Here is a 26798-nt window from a genome sequence, read left to right as displayed (position 1 = left end):
CAACAGTAAAACATTTTCATTTCCAATGAATCGTAGTAATTGCCTAAAACATATTAAATTAGCAAAAATCGTTTTTTAATACATTAAAATTCAGTAAAAATATTTTTTATTTAATCTCTCATTCAGGAGTCTCTATGATTAAAGCTAAAAGAGAAGAAATCACCACCCCAATCTCACCAATCACTCAACACACAAAAAATAGAATTGCCCTAAGCCATATTGATGGAATTAAAAATACACAGCTAAAAAATTCGCCTAATCAGGCTAAACTAAGTAATAAAAATTCACTTACAGAAGAAAAAAATATTTTCAATTCTAATATAGAAAAAATAAACTCACTAGAAAACATATTAATTCAAAAAAAATTCGACATTACATCAACCGTAAAAAATTTAAAAAAAGACATAGAAAAACAAATAAATAACATTTTAAAATCTGAAAGTATTCATGATAAAAACTATGCTACAAATGAAACCCTGAACAAACAAAAAGATATAATAGAGTATTATACATATAGCCTAAAGGAGTTAAATAAAAATGAAATTTTGACACGAAAATCCAAAAAAATTAAAGATGACATTATAGAGTTAAAGTCAGCTATAAAATATGAGTCAAAAATCAAAGGTCTTAACTATTTAGAGAAAAAACACTCATTCTTGAAATCATCACACGATGAAATATTAGACACGATTGATATAGAAGATAAAAATGAAAAACTAGAAAATCTAATCAAAATACAAAACTCTATTAAAAATTTATTAAAAATAGAATTAAAAAACCTCAAAGGTAAAGTTTACAACATAACCTCCGATTATCAGAAAGAAAATTTAGTCAAAGAATTAAACATTGATAAAAATAGACTTATGAAAGAAAAAGAAAAATTAATTGAATTTAACATAAGACTTCAACATGATAATAAACTGTTAAATTTTTCAAAACTTCAATTGATAAAAGAAAAAGAGATATTGGCTAGATTAGTTGAACACCTCGAAAAAGAAAAACAACAACCTAGTAATAATAAAAACAATAACACCAAGCTATTAAAACGCAGAGAAAACATGCAAAAAGATGAGCGACCTCATAAGAAAAGTATCACCTGTAATTTGAGTCAACGTATTGATTCAAAATTACAACTTAAAAGCTCAGAAAAATCACACAATATTGATAAGTTAATTGATGATGCCTTAAAGTTAATAGATAGTGATCATGAAAGCCAACCAACTAACGCAGAAAAAAAATATGCAAGTAATGTTAGCCTAAATTCTACTTCAGATTACTATTCTGAAAATGATAGCTTAGTGAGCGACACTTCATCTCGTAACGTAAACAAAAAGGTAGAACTTGTAAGATCGAGCAAACAACGTTCAACATCCAATAAGAAGAAAATTAATGGACCCCTAGCTCGTCACAAAGATAATTGCCTATCTGCGGGAATATCAACACTCAGTACACCTGAACAATTACAAGCGAGACTGTCCGAAAGAAATAATAAAATAAAAGCCAGAAACCATAATAAAAAATGATATGGTTAAAATAAGTTGCAGAGGGCTCTCCCCTCTGCAACTTTCAATTAGCTATTAGCCCAACAACTTCCCAATCGCCTTCTCTAATTTCTCCATACCACTGTTGATTTCTTCTTCCGAAATAATCAGCGAAGGCGTAAAGCGCAGTACGTTAGTGCCAGCGTTTAACATCATTAGCCCTTCTACTGCACTGGCTTGTAAGATATCTTTCGAACGGTTGAGTAACCTGCCGTCTAACTCAGCACCGATTAATAACCCCATTCCTCTGATTTCAGAAAAAATGTTATATTTATCATTCAGCTTATTTAAATGTGCAACAAATAGCTCGCGACGTTTTTCGACACCGTTTAACACTTCTTCGGTATTAATAATATCAAATGCCGCATTACCCACCGCACAAGCTAATGGATTACCGCCATAAGTCGTACCATGAGAACCGACTTCCATGGTTTTCGCGATTTCTTCTGTAGTGATCATGGCGCTGATAGGGAAACCACCACCCAGTGCTTTTGCCGTGGTTAAAATATCAGGCGTCACATTGTAATGCATATAAGAAAATAGCTTACCAGTACGCCCCATTCCACTTTGTACTTCATCGAAAATTAATAAGGCGTTATTTTCATCACACAGCTTACGAACACCTTGCAGAAATTCTGACGTAGCGGCAGTGACGCCACCTTCGCCTTGTACGGGCTCTAACACCACGGCACAGGTATTTTCATCAATCACCGCTTTCACTGCATCAAGGTCGTTAAAAGGGACATGGATAATATCGGCAGGTTTTGGCCCAAAACCGTCTGCGTATTTAGCTTGCCCACCAACCGAAACGGTAAATAGTGTGCGGCCATGGAACCCCTGCTTGAATGCAATGATTTTGGTTTTATAAGGACTGTATTTTGTGATGGCATAACGACGCGCTAGCTTAAAAGCCGCTTCATTGGCTTCTGAACCTGAGTTCACAAAAAATGCGCGATCGGCAAATGTCGCTTGGGTGATTTTTTGCGCGAGTTTAAGTGCTTGTTCATTGGTAAAGATATTACTGACATGCCAGAGTTTTTCACTTTGCTCGCGGACTGCTGCGACTAAACTTGGATGGCAATGCCCTAACGCTAAAACGGCAATTCCGCCTGCAAAATCAATGTATTCTTTGCCCTGCTGATCCCAAACTCGGCTTCCTTCGCCTTTTACTGGAATAAACTCAGCGGGCGAAAATATAGGCAACATGACTTGGTCAAAAGTCTGCCGATTTACTGATTGTTGTTCTGTCATACCCCTCACCTGCTCTAACTGGATGCTTAAGTGAAAATATAAGCATCAAATATGAATAAAAAATCACAAAAGAGCAATAGGCAAGGGGGAAATATGCATAATTAATTTATTATTAGTAATATTGCCAGACTAATACTTTAAAAAGTTGTTCAATAACTCATGGCCTTGTTCACTCAAAATGCTTTCAGGGTGAAACTGAACGCCTTCGATTGGTAAGGTTTTGTGCCGTATTCCCATGATTTCATCTACATCACCGTTATTCAGTGACCATGCTGATACATCAAAAGAAACAGGAAGTGTCTCTGCTGCAATAACGAGAGAATGATAACGAGTGACCGTCAACGGGCGGTTCAAACCTTTAAACACACCTTGATGGTTATGATGAATTGCGGATGTTTTTCCGTGCATCACTTCACGGGCTTTGACGACTGATGCGCCAAAAGCTTGCCCTATAGCTTGGTGGCCAAGGCAAATCCCCAAAATAGGCAATTTCCCCGCAAAATACTTTATCGCCTCAAGGGAGATCCCTGCTTCATCTGGTGTACATGGCCCAGGTGAAATCACCAGATGCGTAGGCGAAAGCTGTTCAATTTCTTCGATGGTAATTTCGTCATTACGTTTTACAACAACCTCAGCACCTAACTCACAAAAGTACTGGTAAAGGTTGTAAGTAAATGAATCGTAATTATCAATAAGTAGAAGCATAGTAGCCTATCCGACTGATTTTTATCATTATATATTATATCCCATGCATATTTTTCGGATATTAACAATCAGAACGATGATTAAAACACCACGAAAAATAACAAAGGGCGGCTATCATAGCACAGCCTAAGCAAGAAAATAGCCTATTTAAGTCAAGGAATGCTTTTTATCCATAAAAATTTCCATATAAAAATCATGGAATTATATTTACACCCACATAACAATTTCATAATGAGATTAAGAATTACTTTAAATACAAGGGAGTAAAAGTATTGACTAAAACGATGAAATTCAGACAAACTTTTCGTGGATTTAATAGACAAAAATTAAATTAGAGCCAAAATTAGCACTAAAAATAGAGCTAAAAGCAAATTTAAAAAAAATCCTGCAGCGGTGATGAAAGAACCGACTTTCACTACAGCATAATTGCTATAAAATTAAGCTCAAGAATGATGCGTATCGTCTTGCTTATACAGTGAAAAGTGATAATTCCAGTGATATTAATGTCACCGTAACCATTATTGCGGTAGATAGGCGTGATGAAATGTATAGCGAACTTAAAAAACGGCTTTTTGAGTAGTAAAAGTGGGTAAACTCATCCGCTTACCCACTAAACAGCATTAAGGCTTTTTAATCACTTCAGCTGAAATGATTGTAATTGGTTCTACGGGAACATTTTGGTATGGGCCGACATTCTCCGTTTTCACTTTAGAGATTTTATCTGCAACATCCATGCCTTTAACCACTTTACCAAACACGGCGTAACCAAAGTCACGTTGACCGTGGTCTAAAAATGCATTATCTGCAACATTAATAAAGAACTGGCTTGTTGCGCTGTCTTTATTTGCTGTACGGGCCATTGAAATGGTACCACGTAAGTTACGCAAGCCATTATCCGCTTCATTTTTGATAGGTGCGCGAGTTTGTTTTTGCTGTAAATCTTTATCGAAACCGCCACCTTGGATCATAAAACCAGGAATAACACGGTGGAAGGTTGTTCCGTTGTAATAACCTTCATTAACATATTGGACAAAGTTTTCTGTCGTCACTGGTGCTTTCTTACTGTTCAATTCTAGTTCAATATTACCCGCAGACGTGACTAATTTGATGTAAGTCTCACCCGCCGATAATGCAAAAGAGGAGGCGCTCATTGCGCAGACGGCCAAAAGTGGCACAAAAATTCGTTTTAACATGTAAGATCCCTTTCGTTATGACATATTACAACTGCAATTAGGCAATTCTAGAGCGAAGCCATCAAGATTGCTAAAGATTTACCTATATTTACGCCAAAAGCTTGAAAATCACTAATTGCGTTAGATTGTAGACCAATTTCGATAAAAAACGTCGATAATTGTGACTATTTATCCATTGCCTACTTTTTCTACTCTTATCTGGTCATTCATTATAGGATTACCCAAGCGCGGGTAATATTTCGAGTTGTCGGAAGAGGCCAAGCAAAGCTATAATCCCCCCGCCTTTTGAGGCTAACTCAGGGAGAACGACAAATGGCAATTAAGAATCATAACTATCAGATGGCAAAATTTGTCATCAGTGCACCCGATATTCGTCATCTACCCAAAGATACGGGTATTGAAGTGGCTTTTGCTGGCCGCTCAAATGCAGGTAAATCCAGTGCGTTAAACGCATTAACACAGCAAAAAAGCTTAGCACGTACCAGTAAAACACCTGGAAGAACTCAGCTCATCAACCTATTTGAAGTTGAAGAAGGTGTACGTCTTGTTGATCTTCCAGGCTATGGTTATGCCGAAGTTCCCGCAGAAATGAAACGCAAATGGCAACAAGCACTTGGCGAATATCTGCAAAAAAGAGAGTGCATTAAAGGCCTCGTCGTTTTAATGGATATCCGTCATCCGCTAAAAGATCTCGATATGCAGATGATTGAATGGTCTGTCGCGATGAATGTGCCAGTCTTAGTCTTGCTGACAAAAGCCGATAAGCTGGCATCAGGCGCAAGAAAGAAACAGCTTACAGAAGTGCGTGAAGCGCTGGCACCATTAGAAGGGGATATTGAGGTTGAATATTTCTCTGCACTGAAAAAGATTGGTGTTGATAAACTGCGAATTAAGCTAGATAGCTGGTATAACACGCCAGCGTAACCGACCAAACAAGTGAGTCACTGATGGCTCACTAACCTGCCTCAAATCTAATTGCCTGAATTTTAGATAAAAAAATGCTCCAGTCAAAAACTTTGACTGGAGCAGCTAATATTCAGCTAAATCCGATTACGTGAAGTAAAAGGTCTGAAAGATAGAACATCTTACCTCTGTACCCTACGCCTATTAATGTACTTTATTTTTCGCTCGAAAAAAAGTCTTTTTGTAGTTTTTTTTCAAAGCTTACTACGATTCAGCTACCCATATATTCAAATCAAGATAAAAAATCGTATTTTTATTACATATTTATGAGAGCTACATCGCATAAATATGTCATTTATTTTTAATTTTTCAAGTTAAAATTCAGTGAATTATCGAGTAATTATGTTCAATTTGCAGTCAATAATATCAAACGCATAACTACCCGAAACGTATTCATAAAAAAAGCGCCTAATAAAATTTCATTAGGCGCTTCTCAACTTTAAGCTCATCAAAAACTAGTGGGCTTCATCCCAGTTATTCCCGATACCAACTTCCACTTTGAGCGGTACATCAAGCTTCAAGCTTTGCTCCATCAGGGCTTGTACCTGAGCTTGAACACGCTCTAACTCAGACTCTTTGACCTCAAAAACCAATTCATCGTGTACTTGCATTAACATATCTGCTTGTGGTTTTTCCGTTTGTAGCCAGGTATCGACAGCAATCATCGCTTTTTTGATGATGTCAGCTGCAGTGCCTTGCATTGGGGCATTGATCGCTTCACGCTCTGCGGCCTTACGGCGCATACCGTTGCTGGATTTTATATCTGCTAAATATAATCGACGCCCTTCTAAGGTTTCAACATAACCCTGTTCAGATGCCTGTAAACGCGTATTTTCCATATAACGTAGAACACCTGGATAACGTTCAAAATATAAATCCATATAACGCTGAGCTTCACCCCGCGGGATGCCTAACTGACGCGCTAAACCAAAAGCACTCATACCGTAAATCAAGCCAAAGTTAATTGCTTTTGCACTGCGACGTTGATCGCTAGTCACTTCATCAAGAGGAATACCAAACACCTCTGCTGCCGTTGCTTTATGAATATCTTTCCCTTCTGCGAACGCGGTAAGTAAGCCTTTATCCTGAGATAAATGCGCCATAATACGTAATTCAATTTGTGAATAGTCAGCCGCCATGACTTTATAACCATCACGCGCCACAAACGCTTGGCGAATTCGCCGCCCTTCTTCTGTTCTTACAGGAATATTTTGTAAGTTAGGATCTCGTGAAGATAAACGCCCTGTTGCCGTAACCGCTTGATGATAAGAAGTATGAACGCGGCCAGTACGCGGGTTAATCATGAGTGGCAGCTTATCTGTGTAGGTCGACTTCAGTTTGGCTAAGCTTCTGTGCTCCAAAAGCAATTTAGGCAACGCATGGTTAAGCGCTAGCTCTTCCAATACCTCTTCATTCGTTGATGCTGCACCACTTGGCGTTTTCTTAATCACGGGTAATTGCAGTTTTTCAAATAAAATAGTCTGCAACTGTTTTGGTGATGCAAGATTAAACTCTTCGCCCGCCAGTTCAAACGCTTCTTTTTCCAATTCAGCTAAACGCGCCGTGATCACTTTGGATTGTGCTGCCAGTGTCGCTGCATTAATTAACACCCCTTTGCGCTCCATGCGAACTAACACAGGCACCAGCGGCATTTCGATATTTTCAAAAATGTGCTTCAGTTTTGGCTCCGCTTCTACCTGCGGATAAAGTGCTTGATGCAGCAACAAGGTGACATCAGCGTCTTCAGCTGCATAATTCGCGGCTTCTTCTAGCGCAATCTGATTAAACGTCAGCTGCTTTTTACCTTTACCTGCAATCTCTTCAAAACTGACCGTTTTATGGTTAAGGTGGCGTTCTGCAAGGCTGTCCATATCATGACGTCCCATACCTGCCACACTATTTAATACATAGGATTCCAGCATGGTATCATAGCCAATACCTTTTAATTCAATGCCATAGTTTTCTAAAACTTCCGCGTCATATTTCAAGTTTTGACCAATTTTGAGAATTTTTTCGCTCTCAAGAATCGGTTTCATCGCTTGAAGGACTTCATCAAGCGGTAACTGAGCGGGTGCATCAAGGTAATCGTGGCCTAAAGGCAAATAGGCCGCATGACCCGCTTCAATCGCAAATGACATGCCGACCAAACGCGCTTCTTGCGTGTCTAAGCTGTCAGTTTCGGTATCAAAAGCAAATACAGACGCCGCACTCAGCTTTTCAACCCAGCTATCTAAATCGGCTTTTTCTAAAATGGTTTGGTAATTTTCAGCACTCAGTGTTGGTGTTGCAGGGGCCGCGGCTTTTACTGGTGCCGTCGCAGGCGTTGGAGCCGCTTTATTACTGGCACCTTTGCCATCCATCCAAGAGCCGTTTTCAACATCCGCTAACCAACGTTTAAATTCATAGCGGCTAAATAATTGATGAAGCTTATCTGCATCAATTTCAGTCACTTGTAATTCTTCACATTTTTTATCTAGCTCTACATCGGTTTTGATCGTCGCCAGTTGGTAAGATAAAAACGCAAGTTCACGGTTTTCCGCCATTTTAGGGGCTAAGGTTTTTGAACCTCTAAAACCTAATGGCGCGATAGCATCAAGGTCGTTGTAAATGGCGTCTAAACTACCAATACCTTGTAACAGTGCTAATGCCGTTTTTTCGCCAACACCCGGTACACCCGGAATGTTATCTGACGAGTCACCCATCAATGCGAGGAAATCAATAATAAGCTCAGGAGGAACACCATACTTATCTTTGACTTCATCAGGGCCTAAGATGGTGTTGTTCATGGTATTGATCAGTGTGATATTTGGCTCAACCAATTGCGCCATATCTTTATCACCCGTACTAATCAAAACAGGCATACCTTTACGGCTCGCCTCACGGGCTAACGTCCCGATAACATCATCAGCCTCTACGCCTGAAACAACCAGCAACGGTAACCCCATCGCCTCAACCATTTCATGTAATGGCGCTATTTGTGCCCGCAAGTCATCAGGCATCGGTGGGCGGTGAGACTTATAACTTTCAAATAATTCATCACGAAACGTTTTTCCCTTCGCATCGAAGACAACCGCGACATGGCTAGGCTTATATTGCAGCATTAAACTGCGCAACATATTGAGCACACCATACATGGCACCTGTAGGCTCACCTGCGCTGTTTGTAAGCGGAGGGAATGCATGATAAGCACGGTATAGGTAGGAAGAACCATCAACCAAAATAAGGGGGTTTTCTGCAATCTGAGCCATAGTCTGTCATCATCTTGTTAATCGGGAATGAAGAGCCATAGGATGCCATAATGTGGCTTAGGATACATCCCAAGTTTTACATTACGCCAACCCTCTGCCGAAATTCTGTTGAAATCGCGACCAATTTCAAACAAATGATCGCTAATTCAAGCCAACGAAGTGATTATTTACCCCATGGCTAATCACACTACGTAATGGAATATCCTGTGGATAACCGTGTGTATATATTTATGTTATTGATTGAATTCAATAAGAAAGAGGTTGTTTGTATATAAAAACAAGAAATAAAAATCAATGGGTTAGCTAATACATGTTTTGATTTAACACAAGATGAAGAGAGTCGTCGAATTGTGGATATTGATTCAGCAGTGAGGGGAAATAGCTTGATGGTGGCATGATTTGCCACCATCAAGAAGGCTTACTTTTTATTCACTAAGAAATTCACCACATTGGAGAACTCTTTGCCATAGTCTTCCGCTTTATCAGCTGAAATACCGTTGTTGCGGACTTGATATTTACCATCAACAAATAATGCTGGCACACCACGCAGTTTTAAATCTTGGGCAGCATTTTGCTGTTTTGCCACCACAGATTTGACCACGAAGCTATTCAGTGCTGCATCATACTCATCACCAGAGATACCTGCTTTGATGAAAGCATTACGGATATCAGCTTTGCTGTTGATAGTTTGTGTTTTTTGGATGCCTTCAAACAGAATTGGCGTCACTTTATCTTCTGCTTTCAATACAATAGCAACTGCCCACGCTTGCGTTAAATCAGCGCCTAAAGGCCCTAAGAAATCAACGTGATAACGTTCCATTTTTACGCCTTCTGGTAAATTTGCTTCTACCGTTTGTGGCACTTTATACACACTTTCAAACTGGTAACAGTGTGGGCAGTAAAAAGAGAAAAACTCTAAAACTTGTGGCAGGTTTTGCACAGGTTTAACATCGGTATACTCTTTACCTTCCGTGTAATTTGCCGCTGCAGCACCAAAAGACATGGCAATACCAAGCAAAGCCAACATAATTTTTTTCATAGACTACATTCTCCAAAAACAAAGACTTAAATGTTAAAACTGCGGGGTTAATTGCAAAGGAGCATCCTGCAACCGTTCAATTTGCTGCGCAAACTCAATAGATTGCTTTTGCCAAAAATCATCAGCCTGTAGCCACGAAAACGCCCGAGGAAATGCAGGGTCTTGCCAACGGCGAATAATCCACCCGAGATAGTGAACCATACGCATCGCCCTAAGCGGCTCAATCAGCTTCAGCTGTTTTACATCAAAATCAGAAAACTCATTATAAGTTTCTAATAACGTATCTAATTGAATGAGTTGCTCTTGGCGCGAGCCATTGAGCAGCATCCATAAATCTTGAATCGCAGGGCCATTGCGCGCATCATCGAAATCCACCATCCAAGCCTCATCACGCCACAAGATATTGCCTGGATGGCAATCCCCTTGCAGCCTTAGGGTAGATAAGCTTGTTGGCCATTGCAGTTTGACCTGCGCAACCAGCTTATCCAACGATGTTACAAATGGCTCTTTATCGCGTTCTTTTAACAATGAACTTGAAACAATAATATCGCGCGGTTTATCAAGGTATTCATCCACGCCTATTGTCGGACGAAATACAAAGTTTTTACGCTGACCAATTTGATGAATGCGCCCTAATAAATGCCCTACGCTTTCGAGCTGAAATAAGTTGTCTGTTTCATATTGCCGCCCACCGATACTCGGAAAAACAGCAAACATAAAGCCACCAAACTCCAGCACCGTTTGCCCAGCAAACTCAAGAGGGGCTGCAACAGGAAGTCCTTCATCATGTAATTCTAGCGTAAAATCATGTTCTTCTTGAATTTGCGACCGATTCCAACGTTCAGGCCGATAAAACTTCACCACATAACGTTGACGATTTTCATCTTGAAACTGAAAAACGCGGTTTTCATAGCTGTTTAATTCAGTCAGCCCTGATTCTAGGTAAATCCCCGCTTCCATTAGCGCGTCTAAAATCAAGTCAGGTGAAATCCCACTAAAATGGAAATTCGAAGATTCTATCTCATTCATGATTTAGTCTTTTATGATCCCACGAGCACGCAAAATGGCCGTTTTAAAGTCATCTTCATAGTCTTTTTTTAGCCCAGGGATCACATCGTTACTGTCAGTGCCACGCATTTTCAGATGATAAATCAATACATCATCCGTTAATTCAGATAAGCTGCCTTTAAAGCCCGCTTCATCAGCAAGTTTCTGCAATAATTCAACAAGGTTTAAATCTGAGTTATCTTTCCAAACAGGGTGCAGAAGCTCAATAACTTCATTTAAGCGATGGCATTTCATGTTTATTCCTTTATCACGAATATTCGATACAAGTTATCAATAATCATACAAGAGAAAAAGCGAACTGTTGTCAATCTACGTAAAGTTTAGCGCCAATACGTACGAATATTCATTGATTTTATAGCAAAATAGAATAAATTTTAGCAATTACTATACGCGAAAGTGTTTGCAGGTAAGTTGAAACATTTTCTTGAAGATATTCAAGGATATTGAATATGTCATTTCGACAGTCAATTACAGGGGTCATACTGGCAGGTGGCCGAGGAACACGTATGGGCGGGCAAGATAAAGGCTTAGTGCCTTTGTTAGGCAAGCCTTTGTACCAATATATCCTCGCACGCTTATCCCCCCAAGTTCACCAAGTGATGATTAATGCCAATCGCAATCAAGATGAATATCGTCAAAGCCAATTGACGGTTATTACGGATTTAAATGCGGATTTTTCAGGCCCTTTAGCAGGTATGCAAGCAGCTCTTCGTTGCGCCAAAACCGATTGGCTGCTATTTGTCCCTTGCGATGTTCCTTCTTTCCCATTGAATTTAGCGGAAAAAATGTTCATGGAAAAAGATCAGCATTTGGCCTGTTACGCTCAAGATACCGAGCGCGAACACCCCACTTTCGCCCTGTTACACCGCAGTCTCCAATCCCAACTCGATGATTATCTCGCCAGAGGTGATCGCAAATTGATGCTGTTTATGCAGAAAATCAATGCAAAAGGCATCACGTTCTCATCAGAATCTGGTTCATTCGCTAACTTGAATACGCCAGAAGATAGCCGTAACTGGGAGTTACAACAAAAATAGCCATGAAACAAAATACGCTACCTCTACTCGGAATTACCGCCTACAGCGGCACAGGTAAAACAACATTATTAAAAAAAGTCATTCCACTGCTTAGGCAACGTAACGTCCGTGTCGGTTTAATCAAGCACACCCATCATGATATGGAGGTGGATAAACCTGGTAAAGACAGCTTTGAATTACGCAAAGCAGGTGCTGACCAAACCCTTGTCGCCAGCGAAAAGCGCTGGGCGCTTATGACAGAAACCCCAGAATCCAAAGAAATGGATCTGTATTATTTAGCAAGCCGTTTTGATCCTGCGTCTTTAGACTTGATTCTCGTCGAAGGATTTAAACATGAGACGATCGATAAAATCGCTTTATTTCGATCTGAGGTTGGAAAACCACTGAATGGCCTGATCGATAACTATGTAGTCGCTGTCGCCAGTAATGAAATCATTGATACTCAAGTGCCACAGCTTGACATCAATAACCCAGAACAAGTGGCTGATTACATTGTGTCTTGGTGGCAAAAAAGCCAATAACTGCGCACATTGCGCCTATTAGTTGCATAAATAGGCGCAATACGTATTAAATGAAAATAAACAAGACTTATGACTCGTACTCAACGCTTGCTGACCTTATTACAAATCTTAAAAGAAAACCGTTATCCAATTACGGCAGAAGCCCTTGCCTCCCAGCTGGAAGTAAGTATTCGCTCCGTCTACCGCGATATAGAATCTCTCCGAAATCAAGGGGCTGAAATTGTTGGGGAAGCAGGTATCGGTTACCAACTCAAAACAGGGTTGTTATTACCGCCATTAACCTTTGATGAAAATGAATTAGAAGCATTGATTTTAGGTTTGCGTTGGGTAAAAAGTAATGCAGATACTGAACTTAAAAATTCAGCCATACGTGCAATCAGTAAAATCAATGCGGTGGTCGCGGGGAATGCCCAAAAGATCCTCAATCAAAATACCTTATTTGCCCCTACAACCCATTATTATGACATCAATGATAAAATTGCTAAGGACTTACGCTTAAGTTTGCGAAAAGAGTGCAAAGCCCGAATGACTTACCTTGATGGCCAAAACCAATCAACCGAACGCGTTATTTGGCCAATTGCCATTGGTTATATGAAAGAGTCCCAAGTCTTAGCAGCATGGTGTGAATTACGAGAAAGCTACCGTCACTTTCGCTTGGATCGTATTCAGTCGTATTTTGCACTTTCCGATAAACTACCGTATCCAAAGGAATATTTATTAGCACGATGGCAAAAAGACGTGTTGTGTGTCTCTCCTGACAATTTCTGACACTCCCCTCCCTTATAGTAAGTACTCAACTTCATATAAGGGAATAACCATGAGCGAACTCGTCCTTTTTACTAACTCAATGTCACGCGGCAATACCGTCGATTTATTATTAAAAATCCTAGATGTTCCTTACAAACGCATTGAGCTAGGCTATGGCGCAGACATGCACACCGCTGAATACCTCGCGATTAACCCGATGGCTAAAGTGCCTGCATTAGTTGATGGAGATGCTATCGTCACTGAAACTGCAGCGATTTGTACTTATTTAGCAGATAAGTTCATTGAAAAAGGCTTAGCACCTGCACTGGATGACCCAAAACGCGCTGCTTATTATCGTTGGTTTTTCTTTACCGCAGGGCCAATTGAATCAGCCTTTACGGTCAGTGACTTAGGTATTCAATTAAACGAAGAGCAGCAAAAGTCGTCTGGCTTTGGCTCTGTTGAACGCACAATGGCCTGCTTAGAGATGGGTTTAAACAGTGCTAACCCATTTATTTGTGGCGAACAATTTACCGCTGTGGATGTGTATGTGGGCGCATTTGTGATGTTTTTAGTTAAATATACTCCCTTAGAGATAACGCCCGCTATGCAAAAATACCTTGATAGTTTAGCGACCATCCCTGCGATTGCTGAGCGTCTGGCAAAATAATATCAAAAAAGGCTAAGTTCATCTGAACTTAGCCTTTGATTTTAGACGAACAAATGCTTAACGCATCGTCACAAACTCTTCCGCTGCGGTTGGATGGATAGCCACGGTATTATCGAAATCTTTCTTGGTTGCGCCCATCTTTAATGCGACCGCAAAACCTTGAAGAATTTCATCCATACCGAAACCAATACCATGAATTCCGACAATTTTTTCATCTTCACCAACACAAACTAACTTCATGCGGCAAGGTTGGCGATGGGAAGTCACTGCGGTATACATCGCCGTAAACGATGATTTATAGCTTTTCACATTGTCTGCACCGTATTTTTCAACGGCTTCTGGCTCGGTTAAACCGACAGTACCAATTGGCGGATGCGAGAATACAACAGTCGGGATATTACTGTAATCTAAGTGCTCATCTGGCTTGTTATTAAACAAGCGCTCAGATAAACGACGCCCTGCGGCTACCGCCACTGGTGTTAATTCCACTGCACCCGTGTTATCACCAACCGCATAAACACCTGCAACGTTAGTGTTTTGGTATTTATCGACCTTGATGTAGCCTTTTTCATTTAACGCGACACCTGTTGCTTCAATATTCAGGTTATCTGTCATTGGCTCACGACCAATAGCCCAAATTAATGCATCGACAGTCTGTTGATGGCCGTTTTCCAATTTCAACGTCAATGAACCATCGGCATTTTTCACCACTTCTTTTGGAATTGATTCAGTGTGCAGTTTTGGCCCTTCGGTGTTCATCACTTCCACCAGCGTTTCGACAATCAGTGGGTCAAATGAACGCAATGGCGCATGTTTACGGACAAATAAATGCGCTTCAGCCCCTAAACCATTTAATACACCCGCCAGTTCAACGGCAATATAACCCGCGCCAACAACCGCCACGCGTTTTGGTAAATCTGCCAGTTCGAAGAAACCATCGGAAGTCATGCCGTACTCTGCACCTGGGATCGCAGGGATCACAGGACGACCACCTGTTGCAATCAAAATATGATCGGCAGTATAGGTTTCACCATCCACTTCAACAGTATGCGCATCCACAAAACGCGCAAAACCGCTGATCACATCCACTTTATTATTCCCTAATACACGGTCATAGGATTGGTGAATACGATCAATATAAGCAGTACGACTCTCAATTAAGGTTTTCCAATCAAAATGGTTAATGGTTGTGTCGAAACCATAATCAGGGCCATAGTTGCGAATGGCTTCTGAAATTTGCGCAGCATGCCACATCACTTTTTTCGGTACACAGCCGACGTTAACGCATGTTCCGCCTAATGCTTTCGCCTCAATTAAGGCACATTTTTGTCCATACATCGCCGCACGGTTCATCGATGCAATACCACCGCTTCCGCCACCAATTGCAATATAGTCGTAATGTTTGCTCATAATTTGGTTATTCCCATTTATTGAATGACTTATTTGTTCATTTTCTCGCAGGTCGCTATTCATTGTCATGAGATAAATAGCGATTTACGATAGTCCATGCCTGTTATTTCAATTGGTATGGCCTATTAATTAGGTGAATTACTCAGGCACAATCCACTCAACTAACGTGTGTCCTGTACCTTCTGGAACCAGCGTTTTATGCAACCACGGCAGCACATTTTTCATTTGCTGTTCAAGTTTCCAAGGTGGATTAATAACAATCATTCCTGATGCCGTCATACCGCGCTGGTCGCTATCAGGACGCACAGCTAACTCAATTTGTAGAATTTTTCGAATACCTGTCGCTTCTAATTGGTTGACCATGCGCTTAATTTGCTGGCGCAATACCACTGGGTACCAAATTGCATAAGTGCCTGTTGCGAAGCGTTTATACCCTTCCGCAACCGCTTTCACGACCGCTTCATAATCTGATTTCATCTCATAGGGCGGATCCATCAAAGCAAAACCACGGCGGCTGTGCGGAGGTAATTTTGATTTCAACTGTTGATAGCCATCTTCCCGTGAAACTTGCGCACGCCTATCTTTCAAAAACTCACCACGTAATAAAGGATAGTCGCTGGTGTGTAATTCAGTTAATACCAGTTTATCGTGTTCGCGTAATAAAAATTTGGCTAATAACGGCGAACCAGGATAATAACGTAAACGCCCGCCGTCATTAAGGCGACGCACGATATTCATATACGGCAGTAATTCTTCAGGTAAATCCGGCTGCTCCCAAATACGTGCAATTCCGTCGAGGTATTCACCGGTTTTTTCTGCATGTTCACCCGTTAATTGATAACGACCCGCTCCTGAGTGCGTATCTAAATATAAAAACGGTTTTTCTTTCTCTTTCAAAGATTCGATGATCAAGCTCTGTACTGTGTGTTTTAACACATCAGCATGGTTGCCTGCGTGAAAGCTATGACGATAACTTAACATGTAACGTTTATTTCCTGAGGAAATTCAACACTAACCACCATTGTGGTTACTATTAAATAAATGCGTAAAAGAGCGCCTTTTTGAATAAAAAATAGGCCGTATTGATTCTTGTGCGCCATTATAGCGAAATTTGGCCATAATTGTCACAGTCATAAAATCAGTAAAATCCGCATGACCTAAATGCGATAAAACGCTATCCTAAACACAAATTTTGACACATTTAAGGGAAAAAAAATGAAAAAGTTACTCATCATCACCGCAATTTCTGCTGTTTTTTTTACTAGCACTTCAGCAATGGCGGCTAAAGGCCAAAATGGCTGCGAAATAAAAAAACAAAATATTGAAGAACAAATTAAATACGCCAAACAACATGGTAACCAATATCGTGTTAATGGCTTAGAACAGGCGTTAGATAATGTAAATCGTTATTGCACACCGGAGTCTTTATACCGTGATAGCCAAAAAAATGTTGCTGAGAAAACTGAAAAAGTCCAAGAACGCGAAGCGGAATTACAAGAAGAAAAAATCAAAGGCAATGACCGCAGTAAAATCGAAAAACGTGAGCGCAAATTAGCTGAAGCACAAGAAGAATTAAAACAAGCACAAGCCGAATTACAAACCTACAAAGACGCACTTTAGTCTTTCTCATTTCATTATTAACCGCACTTCAATGCCTGTTTTCATTGAAAAATCGGCATTGGAGTAAAGTTATCCATAAATTTACGCTATAGTAATGGCAGGTTATCGTTAATAAACAGCAAATTGCTCGAAATACTGCACTAATTTAGCAGTAAAAATAAGAGGGACATCAATGTCAGATAGGCAGGAAGACGAACAAAAAGAAACCAATAAACTGAAAGCGACACTGACAAAAAGCCTCGATGGCAGTAAAAAAGCGCTCACTTTTTCTATGCGTGTGGTGAATTTTGTTACCGCAATCCCTTTTATTGCACATTTAATTCGTACCGCACAGCGTTTTACTGACCGCATGGGCAACCAGTTTGGCGCCGCAATCACCTACTTTTCTTTTCTCTCGTTAATTCCTGTATTGATGTTCTCCTTTGCTGCCGCAGGTTTTGTGTTAGCCAGTAATCCTGAACTCCTTGAAAAACTGGTTCGCAGCATCTCTGCCAATATTACTGACCCTACTCTCGCCAATACATTAGAAAGAACAATTGATACCGCAATTCGCCAGCGGACAACAGTTGGTTTAACAGGTTTGGCACTAGCCGTGTATTCAGGCGTTAACTGGGTGAATAACTTACGGTTAGCGATTTTGGCGCAATCAAGGCCTGTTTGGGAACGAAATGAAGATGAACAAGAAAATATCGTTTTCCGCTACATTCGTGATTTTTTTGCTTTAATTGGCCTATTAATTGCGCTGATTGTCACCATTACCCTGACATCCGTTGCAGGTTCAGCTCAAGCCACCATCGTCAGCACACTGGGCTTAGATGGTATTGAGTGGCTAAAACCAGCGTGGACGTTAATCGGTTTAGGAATATCCATCACAGCAAACTTCCTGTTGTTTTTATGGATATTTTGGATCCTACCACGCATGCAACACCGCCGCCGTTCCTTGTTCAAAGGCACACTATTAGCCGCGATTGGCTTTGAAATTATTAAATCAGTAATGACGTGGATTTTACCAAATTTGGCGTCATCACCTTCAGGTGCCGCATTTGGTTCTGTGCTGGGTCTAATGGCGTTCTTCTACTTCTTTGCTCGCTTAACCTTATTTTGTGCCGCATGGATTGCGACGGACGAACCCAAAGGCTCACAACAAGAAGCCACACTCTAATCATTTAATTAGGGGGAACTATCCCCCTGATTTGCCTAATCAAACGACGTTTGTAACTCTTTAGCCAGTATCTCGACTAGTTCAGCGGCGGGCAATTCACGTACCTTCGCCACATTTTGGCCTGCCCAGTGAGCCGCAAATTCGTCACTCCCTGCTTTTGTCGCGGCAGCATTCAGCTGCTTACCCACATCATAGGCGATTGGGTAATCTGGCAATTTACTCGGTTCATATTTTTTTCCTGCTTCCATAAACGAATTTATAATTCCACGAGCTGGACGTCCAGAAATCGCCGATGTTAACGCGGTATTATCTGTTGTTTGCTGTTTTAATTTTGCACGATAGCCCGCATTCGTCGCAGACTCAGGACATAACAAAAATGCGGTGCCAAGCTGTGCGGCTGCCGCACCATTGCCTAATGCAGCTTTGATATCTTGGCCATTCATAATCCCACCCGTAGCGATAATTGGCAGATGGGTATGCTGTGACAATAATTTCACCAGCGCTTGCGTAGTAAGTTCATCATCAGGCGCTTTTACATCAAACATCCCACGATGACCACCTGCTTCAATCCCCTGTGCAACTATCGCATCAATACCTACTTTTTCAATCGCCTGAGCTTCTTGCAGATTGGTTGCCGCAGCCATGGTATAAATCCCCTGGGCTTTTAACTGACTAACAACCTCGGCTGATGGCACATTGAAGTGAAAACTGACTACTGGTGGCTTCATTTCAAGGAACAAAGCCAACATGTCGGGATTGTCGAGAAATGAGAGGTAAATTTCACCCAATTGTTCAGGCGGCTGCGCATTAAATTGCGAGAATTGTGGTGATAAATAATCAACCCATTCTTGTTCATTTGCTTGGCTGCGTTTGGGCGTTAGATGGCAAAATACATTCACATTAAACGCTTTGTCTGTTAGGGCTTTCGTTTGTGTAATCAATTGCCGAGCTTGTTCAACAGAACTGGCCCCTAACGCTAATGACCCCAAACCACCGGCTTCTGAAACCGCAGCAGCCAATGCAGGTGTTGAAACAACCGCCATCGGTGCTTGAATGATGGGATAGCGTAAACCTAAGCGCTGTAGAAATGCATTTGAGTTATTCATTATCTTTCCTTTGTCTCAATGTCAGGGTACACTTTATGTTCTTATTTAAAGAATAAACATAGCATAATATTCACATAAAAAGAAAATGAACTCTGAATCTCTAAAAATATTTTGCACTGTTGCCGTCGAGCTCAGCATTACGCGTGCGGCGACTCGGTTAGGCCGCGTGCCATCAAATATCACCACCCGAATCCAACAATTGGAAGCGGATTTGGGCGAGTCACTTTTTATCCGTCAAAATAAACGCCTTGAGCTTTCCGAAGCAGGTAGGCAATTTCTTGATTATGCGCAGCGCCTGCTCGCATTAGAAGAAGAAGCTCGCCATGTGATAAGCGGTGGCCAAGATGGTGGACAATTACGAATTGGGAGTATGGAAAGTACAGCGGCTTGTCGGTTACCTTTACCGCTAGCGCAATTTCACCAACAAAACCCAACCACGCGATTATTATTACGCACGGGGTCTTCTCTATCGCTCCTTGAGCAAGTGCATACAGGAAAACTGGATTGTGCTTTTGTTGCCCTACCTTCTTCACTCTATGAGCCTAGTCAGTTTTCACAAATGGGTATTAAAACAGAGGCTATTTGGCAGGAAGAATTGCAATTGTTACTCCCTGAACACGACCACAGTGCTCGCCATAATGCTGATATTAAGACTCGTTCACTCGCCGCATTTACCCAAGGATGCAGTTATCGCAATATTGCCGAGCAGTGGTTGGGGATCCCCGCTAATTTAGACTGGAATATTCAGGAGATGAATTCTTACCACGCCATGATTGCTTGCGTCACTGCGGGAAGCTGTGTCGCACTATTGCCCAAACACCTTATCGAGTCGATGCCAATTTCGCCATTGCGATTAGGCCGTATTCCAATCACCACCTGTAACACTCTGTTGATTTATCGTGAGAATTACCACGTACCCGCATTTAGCGCATTTAAAGCGTGCATCACGTCTTCGCGTAATGGGTAATATGGGAAATTCCCAATTGACGGCCTGATAAGGACTTTTGATGACAAACGTAATCCCACAACTGGAAAACTTATCCTGCGGGGTAGCTCTCTACTACCATAACCAACTTAAAAAAAGCGTTGGTACATTTTGTGCCAGAGGTGCATCACTGGATAACGCCCCGCTTACCGTCGATACCCCATTACGCATAGCGAGTAATACGAAAACCTTTACCGCTGCGGCAATTTTACGTTTAGCTGAAATGGGAAAAATTAATATTGATGATGCTATTTCCAAGCTGATTGACCCACAATATGATTCATTACTGAGTACTCAATACAACACCCAACAAATCACCGTTCGCCATTTACTCAACCACAGTAGCGGGTTACTCGACCACGCTGATGCAGATTACCTTAAAGAGGTTATAAAGCGCCCAGATTACCAATGGAGCCGCCTTGAACAAGTTGAGATGTATGTACGTAAGCAGTTCCCCTTTATCGCCCCCTCAGAGTCTTTTATTTATTCAGATACTGGATACATTCTACTCGGCGATATTATCGAGCGAATAACAGGACAATCCCTTGGTCAAGCTGTTCGAGAATTACTCAAGTTTGATAAAATCGGCCTAGAAAGTGCTTACTGGGAATATTTAGAACAACCACCACAAAGTGCATCGCCAAGGGCAAAACAATACCTTGGTAAGTTTGAAGGGACGCATATTCATGCCTCTATGGATGTCTATGGCGGCGGCGGGTTGATTATGTCAGCCAAACAAATGGCCCAATTTTTAGAAGCCTTATTTGAAGGGCAAGTTTTTGCTTCACACGAAACGCTAAAAACTATGTTAAGTGTCGGTTCCCATAAAGATGCCGAAAGCTATCGCTTGGGTATTATGGCGAGTGAAGTTAACGGTATAACCCTTTATTCGCATTTAGGTTTTTGGGGGTCTGTGGCCTACTATTCACCAGCAACAAAAACCAGTGCTGCGGGCTTTGTGGATGACAAAGAATCAAGAGACACACTGATTAGCGTGATTGAAACATTATTAACTGAACAATAATTATTGGGAAGAAATATAGCCTGTGTATTTACGCAGGCTATCTTTTTATCGATTATTGGGCAGCTGGAGTTGCTGGCGCAACTGGAGTTGGCTCTGGAGTTGTAGGAATTTTCGGCCAAAGAACTTTATTGAATTTCTGGCGAATTTGTTCTGCATCCATGGTTTGCTTATCTTTAGGCTGTGCTAAAACAAAAGCAGCCTCTTGGGACAGCAAACGTCTCGCTTCCATATTCACTTGCTCAAGGCTTTGTGCAGCTAAAAAAGCCTGCCTTAAGCGTTGATATTGCTCTGGTGCGATATCCACAACACCATTTTGCTGGGAAATCAAACGCTGGCTAATCAGGACATCCGTACTGGTGCGTGCATACGCAGCAAACAACTGAGACAACTGCACCTGTTTTTCTTTGATCATCTCATCGAACAACTCAGGTGAAATCCCGTTTTGATTAATTGCTGCCAGTTCACTCGCTACAAGGTCTGTTACTGCAGCCATTTTTTCTGGCGCTGCTGTAACGGTAAGCGTACAAGTCGCTTTTTGATATTGCACTCGGCAATCTAAACCAGGGACAACTTCATCTTGATTGAATTTTTGGTTAAATGATTTTTGTAACGTACGGTAAACTGCTTCACGCGCTAAATCACTCGCCCAATAACGCAATAAAATGTTTGAATCATTAATTGGTAACCAATCAATATCCCAAATTAAAGACAGGGTATCTTGTGCTGGTTGATCCTGCAGGATATCAATAGACTGCGGCTTAACGGTGGATAATACCGCCACAGAAACAGGTTCTGAACGTCTTCCTTGCAGCCCAGAGAAAGTTTGTGAGATTGTATCGGACAACATCCGTGAATCCACATGCCCCGCCACATAGAGTGTCATCACATCTGGCGTGTACCATTTTTGGTAAAAATCATTCACACCTGCGAGATCAACATTCCCACTAGGTTTCTGGCCTGGGTCATATCCCATCATGGCTGAACCCTTCAAACGCGCACGCCAAACGGGATCATTCGCATTTAATGGTAGCGTTGCGACAGGCACATTTTGAGCTTCTAGCCCATTGTGCAATGCTGCTTCTGTGTATGTTGCACCTGCTACTGATGTTGACAGCCAACTCAGCGCCTGTTTAATTAAATCAGGACGGTTGTTCGGTAAACTTAAGCTGTAAATCGTGTAGTCATAAGAAACCACGGCAGGAGGAATTGGCATATCTGGATCGGTCGCCTGTCGCCAAAACTCTTGTAAAGTCGCCGTCGGAAATGCTTCTGTTTGGTGAAGTAGCGCCATTTTAGGGATTAAATAGCTATAACCTTTTTCACTCGCTTTTTCTGATAATGAACCTGCTTTAATGGCTAACCTGAGCTGAATACGGTCATTCGGGCGCTGTGGTGTTTGTAATAATTGCCAGCTAAAGCCATTTTCTAGCTTTCCTTGCTGCCATGCTGGATCGGGTTGTAACGGTTCAGCCTGCGCAAATTGCGCAACTGACAGTAATACAACACTGATAATATACCGAACTTTCAAGCCCTGCATGTAAACCCCTATGTGTTTTATATCTTTATATTTAACCGCAAATTACAACGAATAAGTTAACGAAAAACGCGAACTTACTGGGTTAAACGATATCGTATGGCTTTATCCAATCTTTCATTGCCACCACTCTAACGATATTAGACCATAAAGCTGAAAGCATGTTCATGGCTTAGTCTGAATTTTGTTGTTTTCTTTGACGATTATAACCTTTTGCCAATAAACCAAGCTCATCATCGTGATGATAGCTAGATACGGTGACTTGATTTACCGATTCATTAGTTTGCAATTCAATCGCTATTTTACGTAATGGCCTAACAATCATACGACTAACACACCAGGTCATCGCAATTGCGATAATCAATACCAACAACAAATAAGTGGTCGTCATTAAAGCAAGCGTATTTAGTGCAAATCGATAAACTCGGTTCGAATCTACCTGTAAGGTCAAATAGCCTTGAGGCTTGGCTTGTAGCACAACATTGCCATAAGCATATAATGGCACTGTCATTTCCACAGGAATGCCCACAATATACTCTACCCATTCAGGTATCGGCTTTGGCGTCGCAAAACTTAAATTCATGACGGTAGCATCATCAACAGTAACTATCGCTTTTCCCATAATGCCAGAGGTTTTTAAGCTCACAAGCAACTTTTTCGCTTCGTTAAGATCTGAGCTTAGCAGAGAATCTGTTAATGGTTTTTGAATTTGCACAACAGCATTACTGAGCTGACCCAAGTAATCCTGCTTGCGCTGCTCTAGTAAGTAACTGAATTGAATAGCTAAAAAAAGCGCAAGTGAGAGTAATGTAATCGCAAAAAATGCAACCATACTTTTTAATGTTAGTGAGCGTTGGACTTGCGTATTCATTTGGCCACAACCTTCCTAATCAAGTCGCTTTTTAAAGAAGAACGAAAAACATCTGTCAGTATACTTGATTTTATCTGCAAAAGAGTAATTTAAAAAGAAAGATTGGATATTTAAGATAAGATACAGCTCGAAGAGAATTATGCACTAACTCCACAAATAAAATGGCAGAAAGAGGGACTTTCTGCCATTCAAAAATTTAACTTACAACAATCGTGTGTTTTTCGTCTTCATCGACAGCAAAACATGCGACAAGCTGCTGGTCATATTCTTTCAGTGTCGGTTGAAATTGTGTACATTGGCTAAATGCACGGCGGCAACGTGCAGCAAAAGCACAGCCAGGAGGTGGGTTCAACGGACTTGGCAATTCTCCCGTTAATTTAATGCGTTCACGACGTGAATCTGGGTTCAGCCTTGGGGTTGCCGAAAGTAACGCTTGTGTATAAGGGTGCAGAGGATTGTTAAAAATCTGCTCTTTCGTCCCTTTTTCCACACAACGCCCCAAATACATCACCATCACCTCATCGGCAATGTGTTCCACCACGGATAAATCATGGGAAATAAACACATAAGACAAGCCTAAATCCTGTTGAAGATCCATCATTAAATTTAACACTTGAGCACGTACAGACACATCTAGCGCAGAGACAGGCTCATCAGCCACCACAATATCAGGGTCAAGCATCAAACCGCGTGCAATTGCAATCCGTTGACGCTGACCACCTGAAAACATATGCGGATAACGGCTATAATGCTCTGTTTTCAAACCGACTTTAGCCATCATCGATAATACTTTTTCTTTCCGCTCTTCTTTCGAAAGCGATGTATTAATCACTAATGGCTCTTCCAATATTTGTCCCACTTTTTTACGTGGATTCAAAGACCCATACGGGTTTTGAAAGACGATTTGAATTTTTTGACGACGTAATTTTTCAGCTGATTTATCTTTAACTAACAGGTTTTGATCTTGGTAATACAACTCGCCATCTGAAGGTTGCTCAATCATCGTCAGCAAGCGGCCTAATGTGGATTTACCACAACCCGACTCACCTACAACGGCTAATGTTTTGCCCCTTTCGAGCTCAAATGAAACGCCATCCAGTGCTTTTAGCGTTTTTTCTGCACCAAACACACCTTTTTTGACGGAATAATACTTTTTCAAGTCCACGGCTTTTAGCAGTGGTGCTGCATGTTTGTCACTCATAGTGTTGGCCTCCCCATATCATCAAGCGGCATATGGCATTTAACTTGGCGATCACCAACGGTTTGTAACATTGGCTCTTCTTGGCGGCATTTCTCTGTGGCATACGGGCAACGCGGATTGAGCAAGCAACCCGTTGGCCTGTCATATTTACCAGGAACTACGCCTGGGAGTGAAGCTAAACGTGATTTATTCGTCGCAAATTCAGGGAGCGCACGTAATAACGCCTGTGTATAAGGGTGACGAGGATGTTTAAAGATATCACTCGCTTTTGCTGACTCGACAACTTGCCCTGCATACATCACGATAATGTGGTGAGCGGCTTCAGCAACCAATGCAAGGTCGTGAGTAATCAGCACCAGAGCCATATTTTCTTGCTGTTGTAACTCCAACAGTAATTCAATAATCTGTGCTTGAATCGTCACATCCAGTGCGGTTGTTGGCTCATCTGCAATCAATAACTTAGGACGACAGGCAATCGCCATCGCAATCATCACTCGTTGGCTCATCCCACCCGATAACTGGTGCGGATACACATCCAAGCGTGATTCAGGATCAGGGATCCCCACCATATCAAGTAGATCAATCGCTCGTTGCTTACGAGTACCTTTATTACCACCTTGATGAACTTTTAATGCTTCCATGATTTGATAACCCACTGTAAAGCACGGGTTCAAGCTGGTCATCGGATCTTGGAAAATCATCGCAACATCGGCACCGACAATTTGTCGGCGCTCTTTCTCAGGGATAGACAATAAATCACGGCCATCAAACTTTAATGAGTCCGCCATCACTTTTCCAGGATAGTCAATTAACCCCATAATGGCTAAAGAGCTAACCGATTTTCCTGAACCTGACTCGCCAACAATCCCGACGACTTGGCCTTTTTCAACGCTATAGCTGATCCGATCAACGGCGCGAAACGGAGCTTTGTCGTCGCCGAAATGTACCGAAAGTTGTTCTACATTTAACAGTGCCATTAAATTACCTCATCACTGCTTGAGTTTTGGATCAAATGCATCACGCAAACCATCGCCCATCAGGTTAAACGCTAATACAGTTAATAAAATTGCTAATCCTGGGAACGTCACGACCCACCATGCGCTCTGTGCAAACTGCAACACATCAGACAGCATTGTTCCCCACTCTGGCGTTGGAGGTTGAGCCCCCATACCAAGGAAACCCAAAGCAGCCATATCTAAAATAGCATTCGAAAACCCTAACGATGCCTGAACAATCAAGGGCGCGAGGCAGTTAGGTAAAATATTGACAAACATCTGACGAATAGCCCCTGCACCAGCAACACGTGAAGCGGTCACATAATCACGGTTTACTTCGACCAAAACGGCTGCACGCGTCAAACGGATATAGTGAGGCAATGCCACGAATGTCAATGCAATAGAAGCATTCACAATAGAAGGGCCAAAAATAGCCACTAGCACTAAGGCCAATAACAGGCTTGGCAACGCCAACATGATATCGACAACACGCATAATCAGCGCATCAACGACACCACCAAAGTAACCCGCAATCACACCAATTGTTACCCCCATGATCAGTGAAAGCACAACCACAAGGCAACCAACTAGCAGTGATAAACGGGCGCCATACATCAAGCGAGATAATAAATCGCGCCCAACGTCATCGGTGCCTAAAATAAATTGCCACGTTCCGCCCTCTTGCCAAACTGGTGGGGCAAGCAAAAAGTCACGGAATTGTTCATCTGGAGCATGAGGGGCGAGTACTCCTGCAAAAATCGCGATTAGCACCATCAGGATGATGTAAAACATCCCAACAACTGCCCCTTTGTTGCGTTTAAAATAGTGCCAAAATTCTTGTAACGGTGTCATCGGCTGTGGGGCGCTGACAACGGTTGGCTCAGTAGATTGAGACATTTAGCGCTCC

At 41.6% G+C, this 26798-nt stretch carries 25 protein-coding genes; 10 read left to right on the top strand and 15 right to left on the bottom strand.

Going from position 1 to position 26798, the window contains the following annotated elements; genetic code table 11:
• Positions 1–134 precede the first annotated feature (134 nt).
• On the top strand, positions 135–1523 hold the full coding sequence (locus M1F05_RS01575; RefSeq protein ID WP_206084822.1) for a hypothetical protein: 1389 nt from the start codon (positions 135–137) through the stop codon (positions 1521–1523).
• Positions 1524–1577: 54 nt separating this feature from the next.
• Here the strand turns inward: M1F05_RS01575 and M1F05_RS01570 are convergent, their stop codons facing one another.
• From M1F05_RS01570 to ppiA, 3 genes are all read right to left on the bottom strand, one after another.
• On the bottom strand, positions 1578–2792 hold the full coding sequence (locus M1F05_RS01570; protein ID WP_206084823.1) for an aspartate aminotransferase family protein: 1215 nt from the start codon (positions 2790–2792) through the stop codon (positions 1578–1580).
• 129 nt (positions 2793–2921) lie between these two features.
• A complete protein-coding gene (locus tag M1F05_RS01565; RefSeq protein WP_004265957.1) occupies positions 2922–3497 on the bottom strand; it encodes an aminodeoxychorismate synthase component II in 576 nt (191 codons plus the stop codon).
• Positions 3498–4117: 620 nt separating this feature from the next.
• Entirely contained in the window at positions 4118–4690 is a 573-nt protein-coding gene (gene ppiA / locus M1F05_RS01560; RefSeq protein ID WP_206084824.1) for a peptidylprolyl isomerase A, read from the bottom strand.
• A gap of 312 nt (positions 4691–5002) precedes the next feature.
• On the opposite strand from ppiA, the gene yihA reads away from it, so the two are divergent.
• Positions 5003–5614: a ribosome biogenesis GTP-binding protein YihA/YsxC gene (gene yihA / locus M1F05_RS01555; protein WP_318825968.1), complete on the top strand. Its 612-nt coding sequence runs from the start codon at positions 5003–5005 to the stop codon at positions 5612–5614.
• Positions 5615–6108: 494 nt separating this feature from the next.
• On the opposite strand, the gene polA is transcribed toward yihA, so the two are convergent.
• The 4 genes from polA to M1F05_RS01535 form a co-directional block, all read right to left on the bottom strand.
• Positions 6109–8901: a DNA polymerase I gene (gene polA / locus M1F05_RS01550; RefSeq protein WP_206084826.1), complete on the bottom strand. Its 2793-nt coding sequence runs from the start codon at positions 8899–8901 to the stop codon at positions 6109–6111.
• Positions 8902–9319: 418 nt separating this feature from the next.
• Complete coding sequence (gene dsbA / locus M1F05_RS01545) at positions 9320–9940, bottom strand: thiol:disulfide interchange protein DsbA (RefSeq protein ID WP_206084827.1); 621 nt, start codon at positions 9938–9940, stop codon at positions 9320–9322.
• A 33-nt stretch (positions 9941–9973) separates the two neighbouring features.
• The gene (locus M1F05_RS01540) at positions 9974–10969 is read right to left on the bottom strand and encodes a serine/threonine protein kinase (protein ID WP_272516278.1); all 996 of its coding nucleotides are present in this window, start codon (positions 10967–10969) and stop codon (positions 9974–9976) included.
• 3 nt (positions 10970–10972) lie between these two features.
• Entirely contained in the window at positions 10973–11242 is a 270-nt protein-coding gene (locus tag M1F05_RS01535; RefSeq protein WP_206084828.1) for a YihD family protein, read from the bottom strand.
• Between the two features lie 215 nt (positions 11243–11457).
• Here M1F05_RS01535 and mobA point away from each other — a divergent pair, with 215 nt between their 5' ends.
• From mobA to M1F05_RS01515, 4 genes are all read left to right on the top strand, one after another.
• Positions 11458–12045 carry a molybdenum cofactor guanylyltransferase MobA gene (gene mobA / locus M1F05_RS01530; protein WP_206084829.1) on the top strand — a complete coding sequence of 196 codons (588 nt, stop codon included), beginning with the start codon at positions 11458–11460 and terminating at the stop codon, positions 12043–12045.
• A 2-nt stretch (positions 12046–12047) separates the two neighbouring features.
• On the top strand, positions 12048–12566 hold the full coding sequence (gene mobB / locus M1F05_RS01525) for a molybdopterin-guanine dinucleotide biosynthesis protein MobB (RefSeq protein WP_206084830.1): 519 nt from the start codon (positions 12048–12050) through the stop codon (positions 12564–12566).
• Positions 12567–12635: 69 nt separating this feature from the next.
• Positions 12636–13334: a helix-turn-helix transcriptional regulator gene (locus M1F05_RS01520; protein WP_206084831.1), complete on the top strand. Its 699-nt coding sequence runs from the start codon at positions 12636–12638 to the stop codon at positions 13332–13334.
• A 49-nt stretch (positions 13335–13383) separates the two neighbouring features.
• On the top strand, positions 13384–13983 hold the full coding sequence (locus M1F05_RS01515; RefSeq protein WP_206084832.1) for a glutathione S-transferase family protein: 600 nt from the start codon (positions 13384–13386) through the stop codon (positions 13981–13983).
• Between the two features lie 57 nt (positions 13984–14040).
• Here M1F05_RS01515 and gorA read toward each other — a convergent pair whose 3' ends face one another.
• Both gorA and M1F05_RS01505 read right to left on the bottom strand, forming a co-directional pair.
• Positions 14041–15393: a glutathione-disulfide reductase gene (gorA, locus tag M1F05_RS01510; RefSeq protein ID WP_206084833.1), complete on the bottom strand. Its 1353-nt coding sequence runs from the start codon at positions 15391–15393 to the stop codon at positions 14041–14043.
• Between the two features lie 138 nt (positions 15394–15531).
• The gene (locus M1F05_RS01505; protein ID WP_206084834.1) at positions 15532–16374 is read right to left on the bottom strand and encodes a 23S rRNA (adenine(2030)-N(6))-methyltransferase RlmJ; all 843 of its coding nucleotides are present in this window, start codon (positions 16372–16374) and stop codon (positions 15532–15534) included.
• A 234-nt stretch (positions 16375–16608) separates the two neighbouring features.
• On the opposite strand from M1F05_RS01505, the gene M1F05_RS01500 reads away from it, so the two are divergent.
• Both M1F05_RS01500 and yhjD read left to right on the top strand, forming a co-directional pair.
• The gene (locus M1F05_RS01500; RefSeq protein WP_206084835.1) at positions 16609–17013 is read left to right on the top strand and encodes a DUF1090 domain-containing protein; all 405 of its coding nucleotides are present in this window, start codon (positions 16609–16611) and stop codon (positions 17011–17013) included.
• 172 nt (positions 17014–17185) lie between these two features.
• On the top strand, positions 17186–18175 hold the full coding sequence (yhjD, locus tag M1F05_RS01495; RefSeq protein WP_206084836.1) for an inner membrane protein YhjD: 990 nt from the start codon (positions 17186–17188) through the stop codon (positions 18173–18175).
• A gap of 35 nt (positions 18176–18210) precedes the next feature.
• Here yhjD and M1F05_RS01490 read toward each other — a convergent pair whose 3' ends face one another.
• A complete protein-coding gene (locus M1F05_RS01490) occupies positions 18211–19281 on the bottom strand; it encodes an NAD(P)H-dependent flavin oxidoreductase (RefSeq protein WP_206084837.1) in 1071 nt (356 codons plus the stop codon).
• Between the two features lie 85 nt (positions 19282–19366).
• Here M1F05_RS01490 and M1F05_RS01485 point away from each other — a divergent pair, with 85 nt between their 5' ends.
• Positions 19367–20248 carry a LysR family transcriptional regulator gene (locus M1F05_RS01485; RefSeq protein WP_206084838.1) on the top strand — a complete coding sequence of 294 codons (882 nt, stop codon included), beginning with the start codon at positions 19367–19369 and terminating at the stop codon, positions 20246–20248.
• Positions 20249–20288: 40 nt separating this feature from the next.
• On the top strand, positions 20289–21290 hold the full coding sequence (locus M1F05_RS01480) for a serine hydrolase domain-containing protein (protein WP_206084839.1): 1002 nt from the start codon (positions 20289–20291) through the stop codon (positions 21288–21290).
• Positions 21291–21342: 52 nt separating this feature from the next.
• Here M1F05_RS01480 and M1F05_RS01475 read toward each other — a convergent pair whose 3' ends face one another.
• The 5 genes from M1F05_RS01475 to dppC all read right to left on the bottom strand — a co-directional run bounded on the left by M1F05_RS01475 (position 21343) and on the right by dppC (position 26788).
• On the bottom strand, positions 21343–22827 hold the full coding sequence (locus M1F05_RS01475; RefSeq protein ID WP_206084840.1) for a M16 family metallopeptidase: 1485 nt from the start codon (positions 22825–22827) through the stop codon (positions 21343–21345).
• A 169-nt stretch (positions 22828–22996) separates the two neighbouring features.
• A complete protein-coding gene (locus M1F05_RS01470; RefSeq protein WP_206084841.1) occupies positions 22997–23695 on the bottom strand; it encodes a HAMP domain-containing protein in 699 nt (232 codons plus the stop codon).
• 196 nt (positions 23696–23891) lie between these two features.
• Positions 23892–24896, bottom strand: coding sequence for a dipeptide ABC transporter ATP-binding subunit DppF (gene dppF, locus M1F05_RS01465; RefSeq protein WP_206084842.1), 1005 nt, complete (start codon positions 24894–24896; stop codon positions 23892–23894).
• Positions 24893–25873: a dipeptide ABC transporter ATP-binding protein gene (gene dppD, locus M1F05_RS01460; RefSeq protein WP_206084843.1), complete on the bottom strand. Its 981-nt coding sequence runs from the start codon at positions 25871–25873 to the stop codon at positions 24893–24895. The genes dppF and dppD overlap by 4 nt, the downstream gene beginning before the upstream one ends.
• Before the next feature lie 12 nt (positions 25874–25885).
• Positions 25886–26788 carry a dipeptide ABC transporter permease DppC gene (dppC, locus tag M1F05_RS01455; protein ID WP_206084844.1) on the bottom strand — a complete coding sequence of 301 codons (903 nt, stop codon included), beginning with the start codon at positions 26786–26788 and terminating at the stop codon, positions 25886–25888.
• Positions 26789–26798: the final 10 nt, after the last annotated feature.

Origin of the sequence: Providencia sp. PROV252, from assembly GCF_033676005.1 — a bacterium.
Classification (GTDB): Bacteria; Pseudomonadota; Gammaproteobacteria; order Enterobacterales; family Enterobacteriaceae; genus Providencia; species Providencia vermicola.
This window is presented reverse-complemented; position numbering and strand designations above follow the sequence as displayed.